Origin of the sequence: Comamonas sp. Tr-654, from assembly GCF_011752915.1 — a bacterium.
In the GTDB taxonomy this organism is placed as follows: Bacteria; Pseudomonadota; Gammaproteobacteria; order Burkholderiales; family Burkholderiaceae_C; genus Comamonas.
Genome location: NZ_VWWQ01000002.1, coordinates 675738 through 695500 on the forward strand (window position 1 = coordinate 675738; position 19763 = coordinate 695500).

Annotated in this window: 16 protein-coding genes; 13 read left to right on the forward strand and 3 right to left on the reverse strand. The window is 63.5% G+C overall.

The features are described 5' to 3' along the window. Positions 1-380: 380 nt before the first annotated feature. The 6 genes from F3J24_RS08740 (at position 381) to F3J24_RS08765 (ending at position 9657) form a co-directional block, all read left to right on the forward strand. Positions 381-902: an RNA polymerase sigma factor gene (locus F3J24_RS08740; protein ID WP_167004790.1), complete on the forward strand. Its 522-nt coding sequence runs from the start codon at positions 381-383 to the stop codon at positions 900-902. 119 nt (positions 903-1021) lie between these two features. Next, positions 1022-2044, forward strand: coding sequence for a FecR domain-containing protein (locus F3J24_RS08745; protein ID WP_167004793.1), 1023 nt, complete (start codon positions 1022-1024; stop codon positions 2042-2044). Positions 2045-2180: 136 nt separating this feature from the next. Continuing rightward, on the forward strand, positions 2181-5033 hold the full coding sequence (locus tag F3J24_RS08750; RefSeq protein WP_240154287.1) for a TonB-dependent receptor: 2853 nt from the start codon (positions 2181-2183) through the stop codon (positions 5031-5033). A gap of 83 nt (positions 5034-5116) precedes the next feature. Then, positions 5117-7630: a PKD domain-containing protein gene (locus F3J24_RS08755; RefSeq protein WP_167004796.1), complete on the forward strand. Its 2514-nt coding sequence runs from the start codon at positions 5117-5119 to the stop codon at positions 7628-7630. Positions 7631-7700: 70 nt separating this feature from the next. Then, a complete protein-coding gene (locus tag F3J24_RS08760; RefSeq protein WP_167004799.1) occupies positions 7701-8306 on the forward strand; it encodes a biliverdin-producing heme oxygenase in 606 nt (201 codons plus the stop codon). After that, on the forward strand, positions 8299-9657 hold the full coding sequence (locus tag F3J24_RS08765) for a tetratricopeptide repeat protein (RefSeq protein WP_167004802.1): 1359 nt from the start codon (positions 8299-8301) through the stop codon (positions 9655-9657). Before F3J24_RS08760 ends, F3J24_RS08765 begins: the two co-directional genes overlap by 8 nt. A 51-nt stretch (positions 9658-9708) precedes the next feature. Here F3J24_RS08765 and F3J24_RS08770 read toward each other — a convergent pair whose 3' ends face one another. Next, positions 9709-10653 (reverse strand): LysR family transcriptional regulator, encoded by a 945-nt coding sequence (locus F3J24_RS08770; RefSeq protein ID WP_167004805.1) that lies wholly within the window; start codon positions 10651-10653, stop codon positions 9709-9711. 115 nt (positions 10654-10768) lie between these two features. Here F3J24_RS08770 and F3J24_RS08775 point away from each other — a divergent pair, with 115 nt between their 5' ends. The 5 genes from F3J24_RS08775 (at position 10769) to F3J24_RS08795 (ending at position 16535) form a co-directional block, all read left to right on the forward strand. Continuing rightward, on the forward strand, positions 10769-11746 hold the full coding sequence (locus F3J24_RS08775; protein ID WP_167004808.1) for a tripartite tricarboxylate transporter substrate binding protein: 978 nt from the start codon (positions 10769-10771) through the stop codon (positions 11744-11746). A gap of 2 nt (positions 11747-11748) precedes the next feature. Continuing rightward, entirely contained in the window at positions 11749-12798 is a 1050-nt protein-coding gene (locus F3J24_RS08780) for a 4-hydroxythreonine-4-phosphate dehydrogenase PdxA (protein ID WP_167004811.1), read from the forward strand. Positions 12799-12858: 60 nt separating this feature from the next. Continuing rightward, positions 12859-14031, forward strand: a complete 1173-nt coding sequence (locus F3J24_RS08785) for an L-rhamnonate dehydratase (RefSeq protein ID WP_167004814.1) — start codon at positions 12859-12861, stop codon at positions 14029-14031. Positions 14032-14042: 11 nt separating this feature from the next. Beyond that, positions 14043-14972, forward strand: a complete 930-nt coding sequence (locus tag F3J24_RS08790) for a dihydrodipicolinate synthase family protein (protein ID WP_167004817.1) — start codon at positions 14043-14045, stop codon at positions 14970-14972. Between the two features lie 114 nt (positions 14973-15086). Next, positions 15087-16535, forward strand: a complete 1449-nt coding sequence (locus tag F3J24_RS08795) for an aldehyde dehydrogenase family protein (RefSeq protein WP_167004820.1) — start codon at positions 15087-15089, stop codon at positions 16533-16535. Positions 16536-16615: 80 nt separating this feature from the next. Here the strand turns inward: F3J24_RS08795 and F3J24_RS08800 are convergent, their stop codons facing one another. Continuing rightward, positions 16616-16828, reverse strand: coding sequence for a hypothetical protein (locus tag F3J24_RS08800; RefSeq protein WP_167004823.1), 213 nt, complete (start codon positions 16826-16828; stop codon positions 16616-16618). 238 nt (positions 16829-17066) lie between these two features. On the opposite strand from F3J24_RS08800, the gene F3J24_RS08805 reads away from it, so the two are divergent. Then, positions 17067-18071, forward strand: a complete 1005-nt coding sequence (locus F3J24_RS08805; RefSeq protein ID WP_167004826.1) for a 2-dehydropantoate 2-reductase — start codon at positions 17067-17069, stop codon at positions 18069-18071. A 42-nt stretch (positions 18072-18113) separates the two neighbouring features. Continuing rightward, positions 18114-18488 carry a divalent-cation tolerance protein CutA gene (gene cutA / locus F3J24_RS08810; protein WP_167004829.1) on the forward strand — a complete coding sequence of 125 codons (375 nt, stop codon included), beginning with the start codon at positions 18114-18116 and terminating at the stop codon, positions 18486-18488. 107 nt (positions 18489-18595) lie between these two features. Here cutA and ftsY read toward each other — a convergent pair whose 3' ends face one another. Further along, positions 18596-19762, reverse strand: coding sequence for a signal recognition particle-docking protein FtsY (gene ftsY, locus F3J24_RS08815; protein ID WP_167004832.1), 1167 nt, complete (start codon positions 19760-19762; stop codon positions 18596-18598). Between the last annotated feature and the right edge of the window lies 1 nt (position 19763).

Genomic DNA, 19763 nt, shown 5'->3' on the forward strand with positions numbered 1-19763 from the left:
TGAAAATCGTTTGCTTCAACGGGTGTCTCCAAGTTCCAAGAATCCTGGAGGTAGTCTGGATGCTGGCAATAAATTTGTTAAGCAAATTTATTGGGATGACTATCTTGTTTCATAAATAAATGAATGTGACCCTGCAGAGCGCAAATCAGCAATGGAGAGCGGGGCAGGACGCAGGCGCGGTGGCTTCGCGTCAACCTATCAAGAGCGCTGCCGGTAGATCCGGTTTGCCGGCCGGAATATGTTTGCCAGAACCTGCCTGCCCCGATCTTCGAGAGTTGCATCGCAGCGTTGGCCGCTCTGCGGAAAACGGATTGATTCAGTTGCCAAGGGATCATGAAGGCGTATATTTCATGTGTAATGAATGAGATTCATTCGCAATGATGGCTACAATCCACGCCTTCATCATGCCCAGCGATCCTCAAAGCACTTTCATTGCCCACCGCCGGGAATTGCTGGCCTGGCTCCACCACCGCGTGCACGACATGCATGTGGCTCAGGACATGCTGCAGGAGATCTTCCTGCGCTTCATCGAGGTCACGGCGGCAGCACCTGTGCAGGATGCCCGGGCCTATCTGTTCCAGATGGCGCGCAACATGCTTGTCGACATGGCGCGTCAGCAGGAGGCGCGCAAGACGGCAGCGGTTGCGCCAGAGGAGCTTGTGCACATTGAGGACACTGCTCCAGGACCGGATCAGTCACTGGCTGGCCGTCAGCGTCTGCTGCAATTGGCCGAGGCCCTGCAGGAGTTGCCGCCACTCACGCAAGACATCTTCATGCGCGTGCGGGTGCATGAACAAAGCTATCAGCAGGTGGCTGATGCGCTGGATATTTCCACCAGTTCGGTACAGAAGCATCTGGCGCGAGCCCTGGCCCATGCCATGGCGCGCTTGCCGCTCCACTGAAGTTCTGCAGTATTTCAGAGCGCCGGATATACACCCTGGATGAAAATTACTGGTTTGCCAATGCTTGAACGTCTTCCCATCATGCTCTCCCATCGTTTGTATTCAGACGGCAGCTTTTTGTGAATCCTCCATCTCAACCCACACCCCTGTCCGATGCCGATGACGACATCCGCCTGCAGGCAGCTGCCTGGCTGGTGCGCCGTGCGGACGAAGACTGGCTGCCGGAAGATGAACAGTCCTTGCAGCGTTGGCTGAATGCGGATGCTGCCAATCGGCAGGCTTATGCCCATGCCCAGCGCATCTGGGCCGAACTGGGAACGCTGGGACAGTCTGGGCTGCTGCCAGAGCAGGGCGCAGAAATGGTTTCGGAGACAAAACCTTTGTTGCAAGGAACCGTGCGGCGACGCATGTTGTGGAAAGGTGCAGGGGCAGCAGTATTTGCTGCAGGTGCTATGTGGATGGGGGCCGGCAGCCAGATCATGCTGGCCTTTGAGGCGGACTACCGCACCGGGGTGGGGGAGCGGCGCGAAGTGGCGCTGCCCGATGGCAGCCGCGTACATCTGGGTGGCGACAGCGCCGTGGCCGTGCGTTACGACACAAGGCATAGACAGGTGACTCTGCTGCGAGGCGAAGCCTTGTTTGACGCAAAGCCCGTGAATGCGTCCGGTGGGCCTGATGCGGAGCGTCGGCCCTTTGTGGTTGCTGCAGCCGACGGGCGCACCCGTGCGCTGGGCACCCGCTTTATCGTCGAGCGACTGGACGCAAGAACGCAGGTGACCGGTGTGTTCCACCAGGTGGAGGTGTCGCTGGACCATTTGCCGCAGGATGTGGTGGTGGTATCGCCGGGTCAACGCGTCAGCTACGACAGGCTGGGCATGACTGCCTTGCAGGTCCTGGGCGAGGATGCCGGCCAGTCCTGGCAGCGCGGGCTGCTGGTCTTCGAGCGCGCGATGCTCGCCGATGTGGTGGGGCGCCTCAACCGCTATCACACCAGCCGTATCGTGGTGCGAGACCACGCGCTGGCGCAGCGGCGCGTCAGCGGTGTCTTTCTGCAGTCCGATGCTCAGGGTGCCATGCAGGCCATAGCCCAGGAACTGGGCGCGCGCCTGCTGCAGCTGCCAGGGCTGGTGATGCTGCTCTGAGTAATTAAAAATAACTTTGATTCGTATTTACTGAATCTCGCGAGTCAACCGTCTCCTTTGAAGAGAGGCATCGCGGAGCGCACCCAGGAATCGGGTGTTGCGTCTGCCTTGCGGTCACAGAACTTCAGAGGACGTCATGAACCGATGGGCAACAGGAGCCGACAGTGCTCTGCCGCAGACATACAGTCGCCAAGTCAACGAGCTCGCCAAGGGAAGTCGCACAGCCATCGCCATAGCGATAGGCATGGCCTTGCTGGGGCAGGCCTGGGCTGCCGGGAATCCGGCCCGGCCTGCTGCAGCGGCACAGGCCAATGCCGCTCAGGAGCGTGTCGAGTTCGATCTGCCCAGAGGAGATCTAGGCCAGGCGTTGGTGGCTCTCGGTGCGGCGGCCGGACTGCGCCTGGTCTTCGATCCGCAGAAGCTGCAGGGCCTGTCCGCTCCTGCTGTGCGGGGCGCGATGACGCCGGGCGAGGCATTGACCCGGCTTTTGCACGGCAGCGGCTTCGCGCATGTATTCACGGGCAATGGAGTGGTGCGTCTGAAGCCCGTGTCCGGCCCCTCGGCAGAGGCCGCTTCAGCCGCAGAGACACAGGAGGATGAGCCGCCAAGCCGCGTCATGTCTACCGTGCTGGTCCTGGCCGATGCCGAGCGGGATGAAAAAGACCGGCAGTACCGCACCGCAGGTTCCAGCAATGTGCTCAAGCGCGAAGACATCGAACGGTTTCGCGGCACCTCGGTGGGAGATATCTTTCAGGGCACGCCCGGCGTGCTGATCGGCGAGAACCGCAACAGCGGCGGGCTGGATGTGAACATCCGCGGCATGCAGGGCCAGGGGCGCGTGCCTGTGCTGGTCGATGGCGCACGCCAGGAAACCACGGTCTACCGCGGCTATGCGGGCGTCGCTTCGCGTTCCTATATCGACCCCGATCTGATCGGTGGAATACAGATCGAAAAAGGCCCGGTCATGGGGGCGCAGGGAACCGGTGCGGTGGGGGGGCTGGTCAGCGCCCGCACCCTGAATGCCGATGACATCGTACGCCCGGGCCAGACCTTTGGCATTCGTCTGCGCGGCAGCCTGATCGGTAACAACAGCGGCTCGGTACCTGCGCCGGGGACTAAGGCAGGTTTCAATACCGGAGGCAGTTCCAGCAACGGAACGGGAGGCGTCTATCGCACCAACTGCGTGATTGCCAGCCTGTGTGAGGGGCCCTTCGACATCGCCAATGTGGTGCCGTCTTCGGAGAGCATGAACCGGCCCGGTCTGATGCAGCCCAAGAGCTGGGCGGGAAGCATTGCGCTGGCCAAGCGTTTCGAGAAGGCCGATATCGTCGCGGCCTACGCACGCCGCAGCCAGGGCAACTATTACGCGGGTACCAAGGGGCCGGTGCCCTCGCTGGATCTTTCGGAAACCTATAACCGCGGCTTCTATACCGAGGTCGTTCCCAAGGTGGTGGGGGCCACGCGTTTCCGCGGTGGCGAGCGCATTGTCAACACCAATCACGAGAACGAGTCGGTCCTGCTCAAGACGCGCCTGTACCTGCCCAACGATCAGGAGCTGGAAGTCGGCTATATGCGCTACACCAGTACCTATGGCGAGCTGATGCCGTCCCAGCTGCTGTGGCTGGGTCAGGTGGCCCAGACCTCCAACAGCAAGGTGACCGCAGACACCTATACCCTGCGTCACCGCTGGAACCCCGAGAACAATGACTGGCTGAACCTGACCAGCAATCTCTGGCACACCAACACGGACAGCCTGAATCAGAACTACTCGGAAGAGACCGTCAACGAGATGTTCGGCGCCGGCTCCGAAAACTACAAGCGCTGGGGCTTCGACGTCAGCAACAGCATGCGCTTTGCCAGCGCTGGCGGCATCAAGCTGGACTACGGACTTGCCGCGCAGCTGGAAAAGGTCAACGGCGTTGCCACCGGCAATATGCTTAGCTCCGGGGGACGTCTGGGGCGGCGCACCGAATGGAGCCTGTTCACCGATCTTCAGTGGAAGCCACTTCCCAGCCTGACCCTGGGGGCCGGGCTGCGCCATACCCGCTTCGAGTCGCGCGATGACAAGCCCATGCTGGTCAGCCCCGACAGCGCCTACTGCGTGGACAGCAAGGGCACGGGCAGCTGTGATCCGCTGATGATGAACAGCCGCAACAACGGCACATCGCCCATGTTCAGCGCCCTATGGGATGTCACGCCCAGCGTGCAGCTGTATGCACGCCATGCACGTGCCATGCGCATGCCCAGCCTGTTCGAGACCACGGCGGGCTACTCCGTCTCTCCCTCGCAGGACATTCACCTCAAGCCGGAGCGCACGCTCAACCGCGAGATCGGCATCAACTTCCTCAAGGACGGGGTCTGGCGCAGCAGCGACAAGCTGCGCGCCAAGTTGGCCTACTTCAGCAACACCACCAAGGACTATCTCACCCGTACCTTCCCCAACACCTGGGAAGAAGGCTCCGGCCGCCAGTTCTTCACCCTGCGCAATATCGAAAGCGTGAGCTTCGACGGTTTCGAGGTCTCGGGCTCCTACGACATGGGGCCGGTCTTCATGGAGGCCAGCGGCACGCGCTATACCTTCATCGAGACCTGCCACTTTGGCAGTTTCCGGCGCTACACCTGCACCGACTACGGCATCGCCAACAGCTATGTCAACAACATGATTCCGCCCAAATGGCACGCCAGTGCCCTGCTGGGAGCGCGTCTGCTCGAGCGCAAGCTCACCGTCGGAGTGCGCGGCACCTTCATGGGCAAGCGTAATCCGACACCGGAGTTCAACAACGAAACCGCCCAGGGCTTCAACCAGGTCGTGCCGTGGCACTCGTATGTGCTCTGGGATGTCTTTGCCAGCTACAAGTTCAGCGACCGCGTGAACGTGGACTTCAACGTGGACAACGTGACGGATCGCTATTACCTGGACGCCCTGAGCCTGGGCATGGTCCCGGCGCCCGGGCGCACGGCACGCCTGAGCGTGACCCTGCAGTTCTGAGCGCGCATGGCACGCCTGTCTGCGTGCCTGCCTTCGATTCTTTCGCAGCATCAGTCTGCTTTATTGCAAAGGAAATTTCAGCCATGAAATTCTTGTCTCGCCATGTCCTTTGGGGCCTTGGCCTTTCCATGTTCCTGGCCGCCTGTGGCGGCGGAGGAGGCGGAGGTGATGACGGCGGCGGCACGGGCAGCCTCAACCGCCCCACGGCCCGTATTACGGCATCCGCTGCCACGGCAAGCGCAGGCGACACCGTCACTTTCGACGGCTCTGCGAGCACGCCGGCCAATGGCAGCACACTGACCTATCAATGGAAAGTCACGGAGCGCCCCGCTGGCAGCACGGCTGCGCTGGCGACACCGACCGCCGCTAGCTCCAGCTTCACGCCAGACCTGCCCGGCAACTACAGCATCAGCCTCGGTGTGAGCGACGCCGTGACCTCGAGCAACGAGGTCAGCGTCAAGCTGGAAGTGCGTAACCCCAACCCGGTGGCCGTGACGCTGCCAGAGCTGGCGCAACTGGTCAACACCACGGTGCAGCTGGACGGCACGGCCAGCCAGCCGCCCGCAGGAGGAAGTGCCGCGGACTTGCGCTTCAACTGGACGCTGGTGGAGAAGCCGGATGGCAGCAAGGCCGAGCTGGACAACCCTCATCTGTCCCAGCCGCGCTTTTTGCCCGATGTGGTGGGCCTTTATCGCGCCACGCTGGTGGTCACGCATGGCAGCAAGAGCAGCCAGCCGGTGACGGTCAGGATCAACGCCAACCAGATGCACACGGCTCCGGTGGCCAAGGCCGGCTCCAATATCGACAATGCGGTGCGCGGTCAGCGCGTGCAGCTCGACGGCTCGGGCAGCACCCATGCGGAGGGCAGCAGCCTGCAATACCGCTGGTTCTTCGCGCCGGCCGGTCGGCCCTGGGGTTCTCAGGCCGTGATCGAGGGCAGCAATACGGCCAGGCCGACCCTGGTTCCGGACTTTGCCGGCACCTATCGCTTGACGCTGGTGGTGTACGACGGCACGACCACGGCTTTCAGCGGGATTCAGATCAAGGTCAAGAAGCCGGACGGCGCGCCCAACACCAAGCCGGTGGCCGTCATTTCCCGTCCTTTCGGCAAGTCTTTCGAAGCGGAACTGGGCACCTCCATCATCCCTACCGGGGCCTATTCGCAGGACAAGGACGAGGACACGCTGACGCGTGAATGGACGCTGGTGTCTGCGCCTGCCGGCTTTGATGCCGCCAGCAAATTCAACCCTACCTGGGGCAATTTCACGGGCACGCATTACGGCAACTACGTGGTGCAGCTGCGCGTGAATGATGGCAAGGAGTGGAGCGAGCCGGTGACGCAGAGCTTTACCGTGCTCAATGGTGCCAATCGTCCGCCGGTGGCCAAGGCCGCAGTCATGGGAGGTGCGAGCGCCATTGGCGTGGGCACCACGGTCACGTTGACGGGCGAGGCCAGCACCGACCCCGACAACAACCGCATGAGCTATGCCTGGACCCTGCTGGACAAGCCCGATGGCAGCGCGGCCAAGCTCAGCAATGCGGCAGCCATGAACCCCAGCTTCGTCGCCGACAAACCAGGTCCGTACTCCTTTTCGCTGGTCGTGACCGATGAGCATGGGACGCCCAGCTCTGATGGCGTGTCCACCCTGGACACGCAGCTCAGCGTGCTCGTCAAGACCAAGAACAACACGCCCATCGCGCGTCTTGCAGCGGATGTGCTCTACACCCAGGAGCAACCCCTGGTCATCGGAAAAACCGGCAGGGAGCTGCGCTTTGGCGATTCGCCGGATGCTGCGGAGATCTGGAACAGCTTCCTGTTCAATGGCAACGGCTACGACCCGGATGGCGACACGCTGACCTATCTGTGGACCCTGTCGCGTGAACCCGCAGGCAGCAAGCTCCAGGTGCCTGAAAACAACTATATGTGTGGCAACACCGGCAGCAACCAGTGGCCTGGCGCGACGGTCTCCACGTTTGCGAACTGGATTCAGAAGAGCCTGGCCCTGCGTCAATGGACCTGCCCTGACCGTATCGGCATTGCGCCCACGGTGGCAGGGGCTTACGAGCTACAGCTGGCAATTAGCGACGGCATGGCATTTGCCGGTCCGTTTGCCATGACACTGCACGCCGTGGAGCGGCAGAACTATCCCAGCCTGCTGCTTGAATACCTGGGTTCGTCCACAAGTTCGGGCACGCTGGGCGAACAATCGCATCCCAACCGCCTGCCACAGCAATTGTTCCCCTATGCGTCCGTGCAGAGCGCCTCGTTCCCCATCTGGCAGCATGAGCTGACAGGCGGTGTGCCGATGGCGGTGCAGCGCTATCGCCTGACGGCCTTCGGCGGCGACTACACCATCGCCGATCTGGCAGCGACTTCGGTGCAGAGTGGCTATGCACTGAGCTTCCAGGGCCTGAGCAACGCTCAGGTGATTCGCAAGGGCCAGACGGTGGAATTCAATCTGGTGATGCAGGTGCCGTCTCCAGTGCCTGTTGCGGCCGATCTGAACAAGGCCAGCGAAGGCATGCAATGGTCCTTCCGCATTGCCGAGAAGAGCGGCTGGACCTTCAGCCACAAACCCTTTATTTACCCCTATTGATGAAGGCGCAGGCGGGCACCGGATCTGGAGCAGGCGGTGCTCGCCTTTATGACGGAAAGCGAAATGTCCCATGGATACATCGACGATAGAAACCGAGGGGCTGAGCGCTTTGCTGCGCTCCGCATCCCAGGCCAGCCATGGCGCGCTGGATCAACGCATCATGGCTGCCCAACCATTTGCCAGCCGCGAAAGCTATGCGCAATTTCTGCGGGTGCAATATCGCTTTCACCGCGATGTGGCGGCACTGTTTGACAATCCGGAACTCAATCGACTGCTGCCTGGTCTGGCCGGGCGCCAGCGTTTGAGTGCGGTCACACGCGACCTGAGCGATCTGGGCCAGGCCCTGCCGCAGAATCTGAACGCACCGGTGTTCGCGCTGGGTACTGCCGTGGACCTTGCCACGGCCCTGGGCTGGCTGTACGTGGAGCAGGGCTCCAACCTGGGGGCTGCCTTTCTGCTCAAGGCCGCTGCGGCGCTGGAGCTGAACGCCGAATTCGGCGCGCGTCATCTGGCACCGCATGCGCAGGGACGAGCCCCGAGCTGGAAGGCCTTCAGCGCCCAGCTCGATGCCGTTCCGCTGGACCCCGCGGCCAGGGAGCGCGCGGCTGCAGCCGTGCGAGCTGCGTTTCTGACGGTACATGGCTATGTGCAAACGCATTGCGAGATTCATGTCTAGGCCGACCCGGCTGCCGTCCTGGACCGTGCTGCTGTCTCTGGTGCCGCTGGCGCTGCTGATCAGTGTGGCTGCAAGCCCGCCATTGCTGGCTCAGACTGCGCAGTGGCAGAGCCTTTACGACAAGGCCTTGCGCCAGCAGGACGAACAGGCATATGGGCCAGCCGAGCAGAGCGCGCGTCAGGCCCTGGCGCTGGCCGAGCAGCAGCGCCAGGGCCAGCGGCCCTATGTGGCCAGCAGTCTGAATCTTCTGGGGCTGATTCAGCAGGCCCGAGGCCACAAGGCCGAAGCCGAACAGTCTCTGCTCAAGGCACTGGAGCTGAATCAGGCCAGCCTGGGAACACATGCCAATACCGCATCCGTGGCCTGGAATCTGGGCAATGTGCAAAAGGCCATGCAGCAGCCGCGCGAGGCAGTGCAGAGCTACCGGCGGGCTCTCGAAGTGGCGCAGGCCCTGCCGGCCGATGCGGTCTCGCTGGCACTGCGCGAAAAAGCGCTGCAGGCCCTGGGGGATCTGCACGCAAGTCTTGGCGAGCATGACCAGGCGCAAGCCTATCTGCAGCAACTGTCGACCCTGCCGGTCGATGCTGCGGCCCGGGCCGATGTAGCGACCCGCGTGCAGGCCCTGTTGGCCCTGGCGCAAAGCCAGGAGCAGCAAGGCCGCTTGCAGCCAGCGCAGCAGGCTCTGGAGCAGGCAATGGCGCTGCAGCAGCAGTCCGGTGACGGCAACAGGGATCTGGTGCCGGTTTTGCTGGCCCGGGCCAGGCTGCATCACCGAGAGGGTAATGATGAGCAGGCCGCTGCGCAGTACGAGCGCGCCAGGGAGGTGCTGATGCAGCAGGATCCGCAAGCCCTGGTTCTGGCCCAGGTGCTGAACGAACTGGGCCTGTGGCGGGCACAGAGCAAGGACTATGCGCAAGCCAACGCATTGTTCGAGCAGGCGCAGGCCATTGCCGACCGGCATCCACCCGATGTGCTGTGGCAGGCGCATCTTCTGGCCAGCCGTGCGCGCATGGCCGAAGCCCTTCGGCACGAGGAGCAGGCGCAGACGCTATATGCCCAATCGCTGGCGCTTTACCGGCAGCAGGAAAATCCCGAGGCCCGGGTGGGCGAGGCAGGCGTTCTCAACGGCCTTGCCGGCTTGGCATACCGCAAGCGTCGTTTCCAGGAAGCGCAGCCCATGTTCATCAAGGCCTTGGGTCTGATGGAGCAGGCGCTGGGCGGCAGCGATGCACGCCTGCTGCCGCTGCTGGATAACCTTGCCGCCTTGCACCGCAGTCTGGGCCGGCCAGGCGAGTCGGAGCATGCGCGCCGGGCTGCGACATTGCGCCGGGAGCTGGACCTGGACGGCTAGTGCTGCTTCAGGCTTGTATGCGCAGCCCCGAGGCCCGGTGCCGGCCCTTGTTCAGGCTGCTGCATCGTGACGGTGCAGCAGATCCAGGAACATCTGTGCCGAGCGGCTGATGGGCCTGTCCTTGCGCACCAGGCTGCCGTAGGCCTCCAGACTGTGCTTGGTCCGATACGGCAGGATATGCAGCATGCCATGGGCGGCATGAAGATCCGCCACCGTGCGCGGAATCACGCCCACCATATTCGAGCTTCGCACCAGATTGATGGTGGTGAGTATGGAGCCGGTTTCGATCAGACCGCGCGGCAGCGGCAGACTGTGCTCGCGGAACTCCTGCTCTATCAAGCTGCGCATGGGGCTGCCAGGCGGTTGCATCACCCAGCCATGCCCCTGCAAGGCCTGCAGACCGGGCTGCTGCAGCGACAGCAGAGGGTGCTCCTCCCTCACGATGAAGGCCAGTTGCTCATCGTCAATGGCGCGAAAGCGGCAATCGCTGCCCGCTTCGTTCGTCATGCGCCCGACCACCACCTCCAGCACCCCCTCACGCAGCTGGGCCAGCAGGCGATCACTGGTGTCCACGGCCACTTCCAGCTCCAGCAGCGGGAGCTGCTGTTTCAGCTCCAGCAGGGCCCGGGTCAGCCGACCGGGTGATGCGGCCATGATGCTTCCCACGGCCAGCCGACCGGAGCTTCCCTGGCGCAGCTCGCCCAGTTCGCGATTCAGGGCCTCGATATTGCCGCGCAGCGAACGGAAGTATTCCAGCACCCGCTCTCCTGCCGCATTGCGCTGCAGACGGCGGCCCACGCGCTCGAACAACGGCTGACCCAGGGCGTCTTCGAGCTCCTGCAGCATCTTGGTGGCTGCCGGCTGGGTCAGGCCAAGCTCGGTCGCTGCTGCACGCAAGGTCTGGCGCTCGTCGATGGCCAGTATCAAGGCCACCTGACGCATGCGCAGCCGGTTCAGCAGCTGTGGCGTGTTGTCGCGTTTGTCTATCGATCCCATGGCATGGCTTCTTATTACTTCAGGTTATCGATTAATCAATAACTTTCAGTTTACGCATATCAGCGCCTTCCCTAGCATCGGGCTGCAATCGAATAAAAAAGCCAAGGAGACAAGTGTGCAAAGACGTCATCTACTTTCCATAGCCGCTCTGTGCGGCGCCGCCGCGCTGCCCTGGCCGGTTCAGGCACAGGACTCTGCGAACTGGCCCGTCAAGCCCGTGCGCATGCTGGTGGGTTCTGCTCCCGGAGGCGGCACCGATGCCATGGCTCGCGCCGTGGCCGACAGGCTGGGGCCGCTGCTCAAGCAGCCGGTGATCGTGGAGAACCGGCCCGGCGTCTCCAACACGCTGGCGGTGGACATGACGGCCAAGGCCACGGATGGCCACACCATGGTCATGGGCGTGGTCACGGCCCATGCCATCGCGCCGCATCTGCTCAAGCTTGGCTATGACAACAACCGGGATCTGGTTCCTGTGGCCTTTGTCGGCTCGGTGCCCAATGTGCTGGTGGTGGGCAACTCCGTTGCGGCCAACACGGTGGCGGAGCTGGTGGCCATGGCCAGGAAGAATCCCAATCAGATCAATTTCGCCAGCAGCGGTACGGGCAGCACCCAGCATATTGCCGCCGAAGTGTTCAAGGATGCGGCAGGCATTCAGATCACCCACGTCCCCTACAAGGGCAGCGCCGCTGCCCTGGTCGATCTGGTCAGCGGCCAGGTGCAGATGAGCTTCGACACCATGCCCTCGGTCATAGGCCAGATCAAGGCCGGCAAGCTGCGCGCGCTGGCGGTCACTTCGCCCCAGCGCAACCCGCAGCTGCCCCAGGTGCCGACCATGGCCGAAGCGGGTCTGCGCAATGTGGAAATCAGCGCCTGGTACGGCATCTACATGCCGGCCTCCACACCCAAGGCGGTTCAGCAAAGAGTGCATGACGAGGCCAACAAGGTCATCGCCATGCCCGAGACCAAGACCCGTCTCGAAGCCGTGGGTGCCGAGCTGCGGCCCATGCCCCAGGCCGACTTCGGTAGTTTTCACCTCGCCGAGTACAAGCGCTTCGGCGACATCATTCGCAAGAACAACATCAAGCTGGACTGAGCATGAGCAAGGCTTCTTTTCCCGTTGTCGCCCTGACCCTGGGCGATCCTTCCGGCATCGGCGCCGAGCTGATTGCACGTTTGCTGGCCAGGCCGCAAGCCACCGAGCAGGCGAACCTGGTGTTGATAGGCGATCCCTGGCTCTGGGAGCAAGGCCAGCGCATCGCCGGATTGCAGGTGGCAACCGCGGCGCTGGCCGGACTGTCTGCCGCGCGTGAGCGTGCCGATACGCGGCTGCCGGCCTTTGTGGCCGTGGACACCATCGCCCAGGCCGATGTGGTGCAGGGGCAGGTGGGGGCGGCAGGCGGCCGCTCGGTGCTGCAGGTGCTCGACCAGTGCATGGATGCGGCCCTGGCCGGCGATATCGACGCCATCTGCTTTGCGCCCTTAAACAAGCAGGCCATGAAGCTGGGCGGCCTGCGCCATGAGGACGAGCTGCACCACTTTGCCGAGTACCTGGGCGTGACCGGCTACTTCTGCGAGTTCAACACGCTGGGCGATCTCTGGACCTCGCGCATTTCCTCCCATGTGCCGCTCAAGGATGTGGCCGGCTATCTGAGCCAGGAGCGCATCAGCCAGGCGGCCGAACTGATCTACAACGCCTTGCGCGCCAGTGGCCTGGCTGCTCCCAAGGTGGCGATTGCCGGCTTTAACCCGCACAACGGCGACGGCGGCACCTGCGGCCGCGAGGAAATCGACATCATCGCGCCTGCTGTGCAGGCCCTGCAGGCGCGCGACTGGCCCAGCGATGCGCCGTTCCACGGCCCGTTCCCGGCCGACACCATTTTTCTCAAGGCCCAGGCCGGCGAGTACCAGGCCATTGTGACCATGTACCACGACCAGGGCCAGATCGCTATCAAGCTGCTGGGCTTCTCGCGCGGGGTGACGGTGCAGGGCGGTCTGCCGATTCCCATCACCACGCCGGCCCACGGTACGGCCTACGACATCGCCGGTCAGGGCAAGGCCAATGTGGAAGCCACCTGGCAGGCGCTGCAGATCGCGGCACGCATGGGGGCAGCCCACCGTGATCGCCAGGCGGCCCCAGCCCTCTGAGCCCATTTTCCGGGCGGTTTGGGCCGCCTGTCCTACTCACTCTTTTCTTCCGAGGTCTGTATGAAGATCAAGTCCGTCCGCGCCCGTGTCTATGAATGGAAGGGCAAGACCGTTCCGCCCCAGGGCAACTTCTGCTCCAACGCCATGGATCTGGTGTACTCCAACACCGAGTCCATGAGCACCTTCCGCTTCCATTCGTGGACCGTGGTCGAGATCGAAACCGATGACGGCATCATCGGCCTGGGCAACGTGGCCCTCGCGCCCAAGATCGCCAAGGCCGTCATCGACGAGTACCTGGCGCCCCTGGTCATCGGCCAGGACCCCTGGGACTACGAATACCTGTGGCAGCGCATGTACCGCGCCACCCACGCCTGGGGCCGCAAGGGCGTGACCATGGCCGCCATCTCGGCCGTGGACCTGGCCATCTGGGACATCCTGGGCAAGAGCGTGAACAAGCCCGTGTTCAAGCTGCTGGGCGGCCGCACCAAGGAAAAGATCCCCTGCTACTACAGCAAGCTCTACCGCACAGACCTGAAGGAGATGCAGGACGAGGCCCGGAAATTCCTGGACCAGGGCTTCAAGGCCTTCAAGATGCGCTTCGGCTACGGGCCCGCCCATCTGCAGGAAGGTGTGAAGGAGAACCTCAAGTCCGTCGAAGCCATCCGTGAAGTGATCGGCTACGACACCGACCTGATGCTGGAGTGCTACATGGGCTGGAACCTGGAGTACGCCAAGCGCATGCTGCCCAAGCTGGCCAAATTCGAGCCGCGTTGGCTGGAAGAGCCCGTGATCGCCGACGACATCGACGGCTACGCCGAGCTGAATGCCATGAACATCATGCCCATCTCGGGCGGCGAGCACGAGTTCAGCCTCTACGGTTTCAAGCAGTTGCTGGACAAGAAAGCCGTCTCCGTCGTGCAGTACGACACCAACCGCGTGGGCGGCATCACGGCGGCGCACAAGATCAATGCCCTGTGCGAAGCCTATTCAGTGCCCGTGATCCCGCATGCCGGCCAGATGCACAACTACCACCTGACCATGAGCACTCTGGCCTCACCCATGGCCGAGTACTTCCCCATCTTCGACGTGGAAGTCGGCAACGAGCTGTTCTGGTACATCTTCAACGGCGAACCCATTGCCGACAACGGCTTCCTGCAGCTGCGCGACGACGTGCCGGGCCTGGGCCTCACGCTCAAGACCGAGTACCTCGACCAGTTCCACATCATCGATTGAGGAGACGCAGCATGCCAGCACTCTCCAATCCCCGTTACCGGGGCATCTTCCCCGTCGTGCCCACCACCTTTCACGAGGACGGCACGCTGGACCTGACCAGCCAGAAGCGTTGCCTGGACTTCATGATCGACTCGGGCGTGGACGGCCTGTGCATCCTCGCCAACTTCTCCGAGCAGTTCCTGATCTCGGACGAGGAGCGCGAAATCCTCACACGCACGGCGCTGGAGCATGTGGCAGGCCGGGTGCCCGTGATCGTGACCACCACGCACACCAGTACCAAGGTCTGCGCCGAGCGCAGCCGCCGTGCCCAGGGCATGGGCGCCGCCATGGTCATGGTCATGCCGCCCTACCATGGCGCCACCTTCCGCTTCGGCGAAGCCCAGGTGCAGGCCTTCTACCAGGGTGTGTCCGACGCCATCGACATCCCCATCATGGTCCAGGACGCACCGGCCGCGGGCACGCCGCTGTCGCCCGCCTTTCTGGCCCGCATGGCCAGGGAGATAGCACAGGTCAGCTACTTCAAGATGGAAACCGCAGGCGCGGCGGGCAAGCTGCGCGAGCTGATCGCACTGGGCGGCGAAGCCATCGAAGGCCCCTGGGACGGCGAGGAGGCCATCACGCTGCTGGCCGATCTGGAGGCCGGAGCGACCGGCGCCATGACCGGCGGCGGCTTTGCCGACGGCATTCGCCTCATCATCGAGGCGCACCGCGCAGGCGACAAGGACAAGGCCTTCGAGCAGTACCAGCGCTGGCTGCCGCTGATCAACCACGAAAACCGCCAGGCCGGCTTTCTGGCCGCCAAGGCGCTGATGAAGGAGGGCGGTGTCATCACCTGCGACGCGCCGCGCTCGCCCTGGCCGCCCATGCATCCCGAGGTACGGCGCCAGCTGCTGGACATCGCACGTCGGCTGGACCCGCTGGTGCTGCGCTGGGCCCGTTGAGACCACTATGAATACAGGAGCTGGTTGCGTTTTTTTATTTGAGAACTCAGATACTTTTCATGCTGAACTCTATGAATAACGAGCGCAATAAGCTCCTCTATCAAGAGCATATCCATGACCCAACACGACAACCTCATCAACGGCCAGTGGACGGCTGCCACCACCTACAGCCCCAACACCAACCCCAGCGACCTGTCCGATGTGATCGGCGAGTACGCCCAGGGCGGAGCCGCCGATGTGCAGGCCGCCGTGGCCGCCGCTGCTGCCGCGTTTCCCGCCTGGTCCACCTCGGGCATCCAGGCGCGTTCCGACGCCCTGGACAAGATCGGCACGGAAATCCTGGCCCGCAAGGCCGAGCTGGGCGAGCTGCTGGCCCGCGAAGAAGGCAAGACCCTGCCCGAAGCCATTGGCGAAGTCGGCCGCGCCGGCCAGATCTTCAAGTTCTTTGCCGGTGAATGCCTGCGCTTGACGGGCGAGACCGTGCCTTCGGTGCGTCCCGGCATTGGCGTGGAAATCACGCGCGAACCCATCGGGGTGGTCGGCCTGATCACGCCTTGGAACTTCCCCATCGCCATCCCCGCCTGGAAGATCGCTCCGGCCCTGGCTTTCGGCAACTGCGTGGTCTTGAAGCCCGCCGACCTGGTGCCCGGCAGCGCCTGGGCCCTGGCCGACATCATCCACCGCAGCGGCATCCCCGCCGGTGTGTTCAACCTGGTCATGGGCCGCGGCCGTGTGATCGGTGAAGCCCTGGTCAACCACGCCGACGTGGCAGCCATCAGCTTCACGGGCTCGACGGGCGTGGGCCGCGGCATTGCCGAAGCCTGCGTGAAGAGCGGCAAGAAGGTGCAGTTGGAAATGGGCGGCAAGAATCCCCAGATCGTGCTGGACGACGCCGACCTGAACCAGGCCGTGGAACTGTCGGCCCAGAGCGGCTTCTACTCCACGGGCCAGCGCTGCACGGCATCGAGCCGCCTGATCGTCACCGACAAGATCTACCCCGCCTTCATCGAGGCCCTGCAGGCGCGCATGGCCCAAATCAAGGTTGGTGACGCACGCGCCGCCGGCACCGACATGGGCCCCGTGGTCAGCCAGGCCCAGCTGGAGCAGGATCTGAGCTACGTGGAAATCGCCAAGGCCGAAGGCGCGCGTCTGGCCGCCGGTGGCGCCCGCGTGGCCTGCCACACGGGCAGCGGCAAGGACGGCTTCTACATGGCACCCACGCTGTTCGTGGACACCGAAGCCGGCATGCGCATCAACCGCGAGGAGGTCTTCGGCCCCGTGGCCAGCGTGATCCGCGTCAGGGACTACGACGAAGCCCTGGCCGTTTCCAACGACACGCCGTTTGGCCTGTCGGCCGGCATTGCCACCACCAGCCTCAAATACGCCACGCACTTCAAGCGTCACAGCCAGGCCGGCATGGTCATGGTCAACCTGCCCACGGCGGGGGTGGACTACCACGTGCCGTTTGGCGGTCGCAAGGGCTCAAGCTACGGCCCGCGCGAGCAGGGCCGCTATGCCCAGGAGTTCTACACCACGGTGAAGACGGCCTATACGCTGGCGTGATGTGCTGGCCTGAGCGAGATCGTTGATTGTTGCTTCTCTTTTGCCGGGCCCTGGGCCCGGTTTTTTCATGGCGGTGGGGATCAGCCCAGCAGCGCTGCCCTGATGGTCTTGACACCGTCGGCGTTGTCCCAGACCCCTTCTTCCAGCGCATCGTGAATGGTCTTGTCCAGGGCGGTAGCCAGCTGCTCGCGTGTCTGAGCAGCCTGGGGGCTGGCGTCCAGCACGATACGCAAGGCGGTGGCCAGTGCCCTGATCTGGGCTGTGAGATTGACGACAGTGGTGTTGGAGCTCATGAGTCGGTCCTTGAAATGTCGATGAACAGGGCAGCTGGCATGGCGCGCAGTGCGGAGTGCCCAGCTGTCAACGGCCTTCAGTGTCGCGCGGGTGGATACTGCTGTTAACGTATCAACAATGAGCAGCGGCCGCGAAGATCTCGCCTGGTTTCAAGGGTGCAAGGTCTTCAGATGCTTTACGGTAAAGCACCGGCAGCTACTGTTTTTGAGAGTTCTATAAGACAGGAGAGACAAGAGCATGGGTCTGAAGAGAGTCTGTATCTACGGTGCCGGCGCCATTGGCGGCTGGCTGGGTGTGGCGCTGGCCAGGGCCGGCTGCGAGCTGAGCGCCGTGGCGAGGGGCCAGACGCTGGCTGCGCTGCAGCACAACGGCCTGACGCTGGTGCATGGCGAGGAGCGCGAGACCGTGGCCGTCAATGCGCAGCAAGACCCGGCCGCCCTGCGCGTGCAGGATGTGGTGGTGATTGCCGTCAAGGCACCGTCCATGCCCGATGTGGCCCGCGCCGTCGCACCGCTGATCGGCCCGCAGACGCTGGTGCTGACCGCCATGAACGGCGTTCCCTGGTGGTTTCTGGCCGGTGGCGTGGATGCCAGCCTGCGCGGCCTGCAGCTCAGGGCTGTGGATCCGCAGGGCGAGATCGAGCGCGCCATTCCCACCGGGCAGGTGCTCGGCTCGGTGGTGCATGCCAGCTGCTCGCTTGACGCTCCGGGTGTGGTGCGCCGTCATTTCGGCAACAGCCTCATCGTCGGCGAGCCCACGGCCCTGCCTGGCGATGCGCCCACGCTGCGTCTGCTGGCAATGACCGAGCTGCTGCGCGCGGGCGGCATCGAGGTCAGGCTCAGCGACAACATCCAGCGCGATGCCTGGTACAAGCTCTGGGGAAATATGACCATGAACCCCGTCAGTGCGATCACGGGCGCGACCACGGACAGGATTCTGGGCGATGAGCTGGTGCGCAACTTCATCACGGCCGTGATGCTGGAGGCCCGGGAAATCGGCGCGCGCATCGGCCTGCCGATTGCCGACAGCCCGCAGGATCGCCATCAGGTCACGCTCAAGCTGGGCGGCTTCAAGACCTCCATGCTCCAGGATGTGGAAGCCGGCAAGCCGGTGGAGCTGGACGCCCTGGTGGGCGCCGTGCGCGAGATGGGCGCCATGTGCGGCATGAGCACGCCGTTCACCGATGCGTTGCTGGGACTGACGCGGCTGCGCGCGCAGCAACTGGGTCTGTATCCGGTGTAAGGCGGTGGCGGGCCGGGCGGTCTTGGGCCTAGACTAGGCAGCATGAGCACCACATCTACCCAGACCGCTACACTCAAGTCCGCATCCGCGCAGGACCGCCATTGGGCCACGCTGTGCGTGGTGACGACGACCGTTGGGCATTCGGCCGAGGCCGAGGACATGGCGCGGGCGCTGGTCGCGGCCAAGGTTGCGGCCTGCGTGCAGACCGAGCGCATCACCTCGTATTACGAGTGGGACGGCGTGCTGCAGATCGCTCCTGAATGGCGGCTGGTCTGCAAGACCCTGCCCGAGGCCCTGCCGCGGCTGACCACGTTGCTGCGCAGCCATCACAGCTATGAGGTGCCCCAGATCACCATGCGCACCGAGCGCTGCCTGAACGACTATGCCAAATGGCTCAAGCAGCAGGTGCAGCTCTGAAGCCTGAATAAAAAAGGAGCGCCTTGTGCGCTCCTTCATTGGATTTCAGTGCTTAATCTATCTGAAATATCGATAGATAAAGCGCTGGAAGCTATGGGTCTTGTGCTTCAGGACAGCAGGGCCTGGGCGAATTCGCGTGCGCTGAAGGTTTCCAGATCCTCGATCTTCTCGCCCACGCCGATGAAGTAGACCGGCACTGGGCGCTCCTGCGCAATCGCGGCCAGCACGCCGCCCTTGGCGGTGCCGTCGAGCTTGGTGACGATCAGGCCCGTGAGCTGCAGTGCATCGTCGAAGGCGCGCACCTGGGTCAGAGCGTTCTGGCCGGTGTTGCCGTCAATCACCAGCAGCACCTCATGCGGTGCCGTGCCGTCGGCCTTGTTCACCACGCGCTTGATCTTCTTGAGCTCTTCCATCAGATGCAGCTGCGTGGGCAGGCGTCCGGCCGTATCGACCAGAACCACATCCTTTTTGCGCGCCTTGCCGGCGGAGACGGCATCGAAGCTCACGGCGGCGGGGTCACCACCGTCCTGGCTGATGATCTCCACGGTGTTGCGATTGGCCCAGACGCCCAGCTGCTCACGCGCGGCAGCGCGGAAGGTGTCGGCGGCGGCCAGCAGCACGGATTGCTCGTCGTCGGCCAGATGCTTGGTCAGCTTGCCGATGGAGGTGGTCTTGCCCGCACCGTTGACGCCGGCCACCATGATGACGGTCGGTGTGTGCTCGCCGATGGTCAGCGGCTTTTCCAGGGGCCTCAGCAAATCGGTCAGCGCATCGGCCAGCAGCGCCTTGACGGCGGCGGGCTCGGTGGTCTTGGTTTCCTTGACGCGGCGCTTCAGGTCTTCCAGCAGATGCTGGGTGGCCTTGACGCCGGTGTCGGCCATCAGCAGCGCGTCCTCGAGCTCTTCATAGAGCCGGTCGTCGATCTGCGTGCCGGTAAAGACGGTGGCAATGCTGGATCCGGTCTTGCGTAGACCGGCCTTCAGGCGTTCCATCCAGCTTTGACGGGAATTTGGGGCTTGCGGCTTTGCGGTAGGCTCGGGGGCTGCTACAAAATCCTGAGTAGCAGGCTGATCTTCGCCGGCCTTGGGCGTCGCACCGCCGCCAAAGGGCTTGCGCCACCAGGAGCTGTTGCCATTTTCGGCAGGCGCAGCAGGCGTATCCTGTAGAGCGGGCCTGGTTTGCGCAGCAGGAGCGGGCGCCGTGGCTGCCTCGGCAGCGGGCGTGGTGTTCACCGCATCGGGTGAATTGGGCTTTTTCTTGAAAAAACTGAACATT